Origin of the sequence: Lysinibacillus sp. FJAT-14745 (assembly GCF_001275675.1) — a bacterium.
In the GTDB taxonomy this organism is placed as follows: domain Bacteria; phylum Bacillota; class Bacilli; order Bacillales_A; family Planococcaceae; genus Lysinibacillus.
Map to the genome: position 1 here is coordinate 108826 of NZ_LITM01000009.1, position 6747 is coordinate 115572.

Consider the following 6747-nt stretch of genomic DNA (forward strand, 5'->3'; position numbering starts at 1 on the left):
TTTCTTCTATAGTAAAATGTAAAATTATTGAATTGATAGAAAATCAACCACAAGTTATGGTGATGAGCCAATAATATTACATTCATTCCAGAAGGAGGATGCCATTTGGAGAAAATTAACGTAAGACGTCCCCAGCTAACAGATACTGAAGAGTTGCATGAGTTTTTTCTTCTTGTGATTACCGATACTTTTGCAAAGGAAGGTCTTGCAGGACTACATGATGATCAAAAAGACGAATGGGAAATAAAAAAACTTTATTTACAATGGGATTTGGAAAGCCAAGGAGAAAAACGATTTTTCTGGATAGCAGTTAATGAGGAAACTGATGAAATTATAGGTACAATTGAATATGGCGTAGCGAATGACTTGATTCAAAACACGATAAAGGAAGATCTAACAGACTTTCCGGAGATAGGGACGGTTTTTGTTCACCCTAACTATCAAAAACGTGGGATAGGATCAATATTACTTCAAAAAATAATCACTACGCTAGAGAATAAAAATGTGAAAGGTTTTTGTTTAGATAGTGGCTACAAACAGGCTCAAATTTTTTGGCAGAAAAAATTTGGAAAGCCAAACTTTTTACTGGAACATTATTGGACTGAAAATAGCCATCATATGATTTGGAAACGAAATATTCCATTATAAAAGAGGAGGAAAAATTTATGCAATACAAAATCTCACAAGAACAAAATGAACGTAAAAAATCTTTGATTAATAATAAGCTTTACGAATACAATTTAAAACATTTTCCAAAAGATTTAAGAGGCCGATATCAAGAAATCAACCTCTTCCTTACAGATGAAAATGATCAAATCTGTGGTGGTATATTGGGTGAAATTTGTTGGAATTGGTTAGAGATACATACACTTATGATTGATGAGGATTTACGTGGGCAGGGCTATGGATCTAAATTGTTATTAAAAATTGAACAAATTGCTTTGAATAATAAATGTGATTTCATAAAGGTAGATACTTTAAGTTTTCAGGCATTAGATTTTTATCAAAATCACGGATATCAAATCTACGGTACATTGGACAACGTCGGAAGGGATCATAAGCACTACTATTTAAAAAAGGATCTTTCATAGGATTTTCCTTGTAACTAATTGAAAAGAACAATAGATTGGAACTTCCTATCTAACTTAATTAGATCAAACACGAAAATAGCCAATAATTCTCTAGATAAAGATATCAAAAAGTTGTAATTGTAATCACTTAGTCTTAACTTTTGCAATTACAACTTATTTTTACTAAATATACGATTCTCATCAATTAAATTTTGAAAGTTGTATTGCATATATATGATGAAATTTATTAAAGATAAACGACTCCTTCTCCTTCATAAAACCATTTTTTTCAGCTACACGAATTGATGGTCCATTTTTAGGGTCAATAATACTTATTAATTTTTCTTGCCCTAAATGTAAAAATCCATATTCCACACATCCTTTAGCTGCCTCAGTTGCATATCCTTTAGACCAATATTTTTTATGAATATGGTAGCCCACTTCCACTTCAGTTTTTCCATCAACTATTTGTTTAACAAGGCCACAATCTCCAATTATTTCATTCGATTCTTTTAAACATACAGCCCATAAACCATAACCATCTTCTCGATATCTTTGTTTATTTTTCTCAATCCAGTTTTTTGTTTGTTCTATATTAAAGGGTGACGGATAATATTTCATAGTTTCAGCATCTGAAAAAATTGAATATAGGACAGAAATATCATCATCATTTAATTCTCGTAATTTTAACCTTTCCGTCTCTATTATTATCAATATAGTTCCCTCCTTAAATATGTGAATTGTTTTTCCTTATTCCAATTTTATTATTTTACTAAACCCACAAAAATTTTGCTCATCACCATAGCAAAAATTCTCATGTGCAATTAACAGTATTTTTAAGGTTTATGTAAGGTTTAAGTAAAAAGGATGTCATTTCAAAAATTTATGCTAACATGTAGAAGCTTAAATAGAAAAACATAAATTAATACCAGTATTTTCTTTAGTGGATATTTTTTATAAAATAGAACAATCAATAACATATAGTCGAGGTGTAGGGTTTGATGTATTTTGGAATTATTCCGCTTATCTTATTTTTTATTTTTCTGTATTCTTACTTGAAAGATCCCAGAAAGATAGTAAATGGCTTTTTATTTAATACTTTTTTCAGTTCATTTCTTTTATTTTGTACGATTGTTTCTTTAGCATCTGAAAACAATAGTATTAAGCTTTTAGTTATTATTCCTTTAATAGCACTTTTCTTTATCATACCTTTTGGAATTGTAGCTTTAATGTTCGGCCTATTTCTTAATGCAAGAATTTTAATGAAAAGAGAAGGAAGGCGCTTAGCAAATTCCTTAACTTTAATTGTAGCTATTATTATTTTATTATTTATTGTCATGCCTATTATTAGTCCATCCAGTTTGTTATCTACTATATTTCAACCTATGTTTGGTGGAATATCGCTTATAATGTTTTATTTCTTGATTCATTTATCAAACTTTCTATCTGCATATTTCCTCTATCAGTTTAATAGACCAAAGTATAACCAAGATTTTATCATCGTACTAGGCAGTGGTTTAATTAACGATAAAGTACCACCACTTCTTGCAAGTAGAATTAATCAAGCTATTGATTTTTATCAGAAACAAGCAGCGGTTACCACACCACCAACCATTATTTTCTCTGGAGGACAAGGTCCCGATGAAAATCTGCCTGAAGCGGAAGCGATGCAAAAATACGCAGTTAAAAAAGGGATTCCTCTTGAGCATACTGTGCAAGAAAATCGTTCTGTAAACACCTATCAAAATATGTTATTTTCGAAACGGGTTATGGATACATTAAAACCAGATGGTAAATATAACAGCATCTTTACAACAAATAATTTCCATCTTTTCCGTGCTGGCTTATACGCTAGACAAGCTGGTCTAAATAGCCAAGGCATTGGCTCAAAAACTGCATTTTATTATTGGCCCAATGCAATGGCTCGTGAGTATGTTGCCATTGTTGTAATGGGACGGAAAAGACATATGAAAGTTGTTGGGGTAGTTCTTGGAATTTCTCTATTACTTTCTTTATTTGGCTTATTAATCTTTTAGTTATATGTAAAAAAATAATCAACAAAAGGGTACTGAATTTAAATATTCTAGTACCCTTTTGTTAATCGGTGACAATAGACTGTTTTCCCCCGTAGCCAGCCACAAGCTGGACATGTACATTACGTTCGTGCATGACACTTGTTATCAACTATGCCCCGGCATAATTGCGTCCGGAATCGGCTTGGTACTTAGACCTTGAGAGACTTCTGTAACTACCGTTTCACTTACGTTACAAGAGACATTTGTAGCTGACGCTTTGCTTTCGCAACAGTAGACATTTGCTGAAAGAAGTTAAATGCGAAGGCAAAACCTAATTTCGATAAATTAAAGCTGTTTCGACAAATCGGACAGACATTGAGTTGTTTTCGTATAGTTACCGGCATATTTATAAATAAAATTAAAGGCTAGAGTCAAAATGAGTATTATTTGAATTAGTCCAAAAATCACCAGACAATGTTCACCTAATTTGAAAAGATGCTTAGTAATATTTCACCAAATTTATTGATGGAGGGAAAGCGAATGCAGCTACAAAAAAAATCATCTTGGTTACTTGCATTATTAACTCTAGTAGCGGTTATTTCAGTGTATTATTTGATGGATTCACCAAAACAACCAAAAGAGGCTATTACCTTGACAGAAGATGTAAATCAAAAAGCAGCAATACAGTATGTGACCAAGGAAGTATCTTCTTCTAGCCCTTTATTTGAAGAAACGCGCCTACAAGTTAGTAACGAAAGAAACCAACTGCGCCAAAAGTTAACGCAAAAAATAACGTCAGATGAGTATTTTGTTGACGAACAAAATCAGGCGTCTATTGAAATTGATACTCTCAATAAAGAAGAATCTACAGAGGCAATACTTGAGATGCAAATTAAATCATTAGGCTTTCCCGATGCTTTAGTACAAATTGAAGGAGCAGACGTTTCCGTAACTGTGGTGGCAAATAAATTATCAAAATCTCGAGCAAATGAAATTATCTATCTGGTAAAAAAAGAATGGGAGGATGCAAATGTGCAAGTTAATTTCGGCACAAAGAATTATTGAAAGATCGAGAAAAAAGGGGTCTTTATTTTATTTAGGGTCACCATGAAGATTACCCTTTCCCACAGACGTTTCTTGTGCCATGTGTTAGCATTCCCAACAATATTAATTGAAAATGGTACACCTTTTAAAACAGTAAAAAAAATTAGGACACAGCAGATCAGCAACTACTGAAGACCGCTATGTCCATTTTATAGAGAAAATGTCTCGAGATGCTGTAGACATCTTTGATTCATTCGCTCAAGATATATAAGAATTGCTAACGTATTTTTTTATGGTGGGGAATTGGTGGGGAGCCCCACCATTTAACCCTTTTATAAATTATTTAAATACGTCACAAACACTTATCACTACTATATTACTTCGAATCATCCATCTTCAGAACAGCCATGAATGCTTCTTGTGGTACTTCGACTGAACCTACTTGTTTCATACGTTTTTTACCTTCTTTTTGTTTATCAAGAAGTTTTCGTTTACGAGAAATATCCCCACCGTAACATTTCGCTAATACGTTTTTACGCATGGCTTTAATTGTTGAGCGTGCCACAATTTTTTGACCAACTGCTGCTTGAATTGGTACTTCAAATTGTTGACGTGGAATTAATTCTTTCAATTTTTCAACGATGACTTTACCGCGCTCGTATGCAAAGTCACGGTGTACGATAAAGCTTAGTGCATCGACTTGCTCACCATTTAATAAGATATCCATTTTCACTAGTTTTGAAGTCTGATAACCAATGAGTTCATAGTCAAATGAAGCATAGCCCTTCGTATTGGACTTTAAATAATCAAAGAAATCATAAACGATTTCTGATAACGGCATTTCATAAATAATGCTGACACGTGTTGTATCAATATAATCCATTGTCATAAAATTACCGCGCTTTAATTGACAAAGCTCCATAACCGCTCCTACATAATCGTTTGGTACCATAATTGTAGCTTTTACATATGGTTCTTCCACTCGATCAATTTTTTGTGGATCCGGCATAAATGAAGGGTTGTCAACCTTAACTGTAGATCCATCCGTCATTTGCACATTGTAAATTACAGAAGGCGCTGTTGTGATTAGATCAATGTTAAACTCACGCTCAATACGCTCTTGAATGATTTCCATGTGTAATAGCCCTAAGAAACCACAGCGGAAACCAAATCCTAGTGCTTGTGATGTCTCTGGCTCGTATTGAAGTGCAGAGTCATTAAGTTCTAACTTCTCTAACGCTTCACGTAAGTCATTATATTTCGCTGTATCGATTGGGTAAAGTCCACAGTAAACCATTGGATTTAAACGGCGATAACCTGCTAATGGCTCAGCCGCAGGGCGATTCGCAAATGTAACTGTATCCCCCACACGAGTATCACCTACATTTTTAATAGATGCTGTTAAATAGCCTACGTCACCGACTGTTAATTCAGACTGTGGTACAACTTTCGGTGTGTGTACACCCACTTCAATCACTTCAAATTCTGCACCGGTAGCCATCATACGGATTTTATCGCCAGGTTTTACTGTACCATTCATGATTCGAATGGAAATAATAACACCTTTATACGCATCATAAACAGAGTCAAAAATAAGGGCTTGTAGCGGTGCATCAGGGTCACCAGTTGGTGCAGGCACTTTCTCTACAATTTGTTCTAAAATATCTTCAATCCCGATACCAGCTTTAGCAGAAGCTAAAACCGCTTCAGAAGCATCTAACCCGATTACGTCTTCAACTTCTTGACGTACACGTTCTGGATCTGCTGCTGGTAAATCAATTTTATTGATAACAGGTAAAATTTCTAGGTCGTTATCAAGCGCTAAGTATACATTTGCTAGTGTTTGTGCTTCAATACCTTGTGCTGCATCGACAACTAAAATTGCACCCTCACAAGCAGCTAAACTACGTGATACTTCATATGTGAAATCGACGTGTCCTGGTGTATCGATTAAATGGAATATATACACTTCACCATCTTTAGCTTCATACTTTAATTGGACTGCATTTAATTTAATCGTAATGCCTCGCTCACGCTCTAAATCCATTGAGTCGAGTAGCTGTGCTTTCATTTCACGAGAGGTTAATGATTTCGTTTGCTCTAAAATACGGTCAGCAAGCGTTGATTTCCCGTGGTCAATATGTGCAATAATAGAGAAATTTCGAATATTCTCTTGTCTTTTTAAACGTGCTTCTCGGTTCATCTTTTCCACTCCTAATTAAACTATAATGAATTATACTATGAAAGATGTGCAAAGTACAACTACAACTAGACTAGAAAGCCCATTACATCAATACTTTTAAGTGTTTTATGCGGTTTTTGATTTTGCAAGATAAGGCACATAAATGCATGAATTTGGGGCTAAATGGGGCTTATAAAAATATGGCGAGCGTGTGTACAGGAATGTGTGAGTTATAAACTATAGCATAATTAAATAAAAGTGCGTACAAAATCATAAATTTGTCTTCAAATGATAAATGAAAATAAATTCATCAAAATACTAGTACACTATATTAAACTTAGGGAAATTTATCAAAAATTTGGCTCATCACCATAACTTGGGGTTGACCATAAAAAATTCAATAAATTTCCATTGAAGTATAGAAAAAAAGTGAAAA

General features: G+C 33.8%; 6 protein-coding genes. 4 read left to right on the forward strand and 2 right to left on the reverse strand.

Translation table 11 applies throughout. The annotated features are described in order from the left end of the window. Positions 1 to 105: 105 nt before the first annotated feature. Together AMS59_RS15760 and AMS59_RS15765 are read left to right on the forward strand one after the other, a co-directional pair. Positions 106 to 648 (forward strand): GNAT family N-acetyltransferase, encoded by a 543-nt coding sequence (locus AMS59_RS15760; RefSeq protein WP_053484695.1) that lies wholly within the window; start codon positions 106 to 108, stop codon positions 646 to 648. A gap of 17 nt (positions 649 to 665) precedes the next feature. Further along, positions 666 to 1091, forward strand: a complete 426-nt coding sequence (locus tag AMS59_RS15765) for an N-acetyltransferase (protein ID WP_053484696.1) — start codon at positions 666 to 668, stop codon at positions 1089 to 1091. A 180-nt stretch (positions 1092 to 1271) separates the two neighbouring features. On the opposite strand, the gene AMS59_RS15770 is transcribed toward AMS59_RS15765, so the two are convergent. Next, positions 1272 to 1784, reverse strand: coding sequence for a GNAT family N-acetyltransferase (locus AMS59_RS15770; protein ID WP_053484697.1), 513 nt, complete (start codon positions 1782 to 1784; stop codon positions 1272 to 1274). Positions 1785 to 2071: 287 nt separating this feature from the next. Here AMS59_RS15770 and AMS59_RS15775 point away from each other — a divergent pair, with 287 nt between their 5' ends. Beyond that, positions 2072 to 3106 carry a YdcF family protein gene (locus AMS59_RS15775; protein WP_053484698.1) on the forward strand — a complete coding sequence of 345 codons (1035 nt, stop codon included), beginning with the start codon at positions 2072 to 2074 and terminating at the stop codon, positions 3104 to 3106. 519 nt (positions 3107 to 3625) lie between these two features. After that, on the forward strand, positions 3626 to 4150 hold the full coding sequence (locus AMS59_RS15780; protein WP_053484699.1) for a SpoIIIAH-like family protein: 525 nt from the start codon (positions 3626 to 3628) through the stop codon (positions 4148 to 4150). Between the two features lie 355 nt (positions 4151 to 4505). Here AMS59_RS15780 and lepA read toward each other — a convergent pair whose 3' ends face one another. Further along, positions 4506 to 6332, reverse strand: coding sequence for a translation elongation factor 4 (lepA, locus tag AMS59_RS15785; RefSeq protein WP_053484700.1), 1827 nt, complete (start codon positions 6330 to 6332; stop codon positions 4506 to 4508). Between the last annotated feature and the right edge of the window lie 415 nt (positions 6333 to 6747).